The following is a 1,980-nucleotide window of genomic DNA, read 5'->3' as shown; positions in this document are numbered from 1 at the left end:
GACGTCATCCGGTGCCAAGACCGAAACAGTGCCGCTCGACTGATTCACACCGATGGTGATGGTCTCACCGTTGTCCAGAGTGACAGTCAGCGGGTTGGTGATGTTAGTCACCGGTGCGCCGTTTTTATCCACAAGGCTGGCGGTGTAAACGATGTTGCCGCCTTCGCCGACGGTGGTAGTAGCGGTCAGTACTACATCGACTTTATCGATGGTGTCATTGATCGTGGTGGTCGCACCATTGCCCGCAACTTCCAACTTCTCGAAATTGCCACCCGTGGTCTCGGTGATTTGAACGGTTTGCGTGCTCTTGTCGATGAACACGTCATCGGTAGGCGCAGGGACGGTCACAGTGCCGACAGTGTCACCAGCCTTGATGGTGATCGACGAGCCGTTATCCAACTTCAAAGTGACGTCAGTACCCGCTTTATTGGAAAGCGTGGCGGTGTACGTAATCTGCCCACCTTCGTTAACGGCACTTGGAGCAGTCAGTGTGACAGTCGTGGTGTTATCGGTACCCGGAGTATCGGTGACGGTGGTGTTTACCGCCGCAGTGCCCGGGACCAGGTTCTCGAAATGCTCGCCACCGGTCACACCCTTGATAGCGGTGGTGACGGTTTGATCGCCTTTGTAGACATCATCCGGTGCCAAGATCGAAACAGTGCCGCTGGACTGATTCACTCCGATGGTGATGGTCTCGCCATTGTCCAAAGTGACGGTCAGCGGGTTGGTGATGTTGGTCACCGGCGCGCCGTTCTTATCCACAAGGCTGGCGGTGTAGACGATATTGCCGCCTTCGCCAACGGTGGTAGTGGCGGTCAGAACTACATCGACTTTATCGATGGTGTCATTGATCGTGGTGGTGGCGCCGTTGCCCGCGACTTCCAACTTCTCGAAGTTGCCGCCAGAAGCGTCAGTGATCTGGACCGTCTGGGTGCTCTTGTCGATGAACACGTCATCGGTCGGCGCAGGGACGGTCACAGTGCCGACGGTGTCGCCCGCTTTGATGGTAATGCTTGAACCGTTATCCAGCTTCAACGTGACGTCAGTACCGGCCTTGTTGCTCAAGGTAGCGGTGTAGGTGATCTGGCCACCTTCGTTCACTGCATTCGGCGCAGTCAGCGTGACAGTCGTCGTGTTGTCGGTACTCGGTGTGTCCGTGACAGTGGTATTCACCGCCGTAGTGCCCGGGACCAGGTTCTCGAAATGCTCGCCACCGGTCACACCCTTGATAGCGGTGGTGACGGTCTGATCGCCTTTGTAGACATCATCCGGTGCCAAGACGGAAACAGTGCCGCTCGACTGATTCACGCCGATGGTGATGGTTTCGCCATTGTCCAAAGTGACGGTCAGCGGGTTGGTGATGTTGGTCACCGGCGCGCCGTTCTTATCCACAAGGCTGGCGGTGTAAACGATATTGCCGCCTTCGCCGACGGTGGTAGTGGCGGTCAGTACTACATCGACTTTATCGATGGTGTCGTTGATCGTGGTGGTGGCGCCGTTGCCCGCGACTTCGAGTTTTTCGAAGTTGCCGCCAGAAGCGTCAGTGATCTTGACGGTCTGGGTGCTCTTATCGATGAACACGTCATCGGTAGGCGCAGGCACGGTCACGGTGCCGACGGTTTCGCCAGCCTTGATGGTGATCGACGAGCCGTTGTCGAGTTTCAACGTGACGTCGGTACCGGCCTTGTTGCTCAAGGTTGCGGTATAGGTGATTTGGCCACCTTCGTTAACGGCACTAGGCGCTGTCAGGGTGACAGTCGTCGTGTTGTCGGTACCCGGTGTGTCCGTCACGGTGGTGTTCACCGCCGTAGTACCCGGCACCAGATTTTCAAAGTGCTCGCCGCCAGTCACGCCTTTGATGGCTGTGGTGACGGTCTGGTCGCCTTTGTAAACGTCATCAGGTGCAATAACCGAAACGCTACCGCTCGATTGGTTTACGCCGATGGTGATGGCTTTGCCGTTATCGAGAGTGACGGTCAA

1 protein-coding gene is annotated in these 1,980 nt (G+C 56.7%); it reads right to left on the bottom strand.

Annotated elements, in window-relative coordinates; all coding sequences use genetic code 11:
• Nucleotides 1–1,980, bottom strand: a 1,980-nt coding sequence (locus FW800_RS27220) for an immunoglobulin-like domain-containing protein (protein WP_446438858.1), incomplete at both ends; no start/stop codon positions are given.

Source organism: Pseudomonas sp. 910_23 (assembly GCF_052850795.1).
This window is presented reverse-complemented; position numbering and strand designations above follow the sequence as displayed.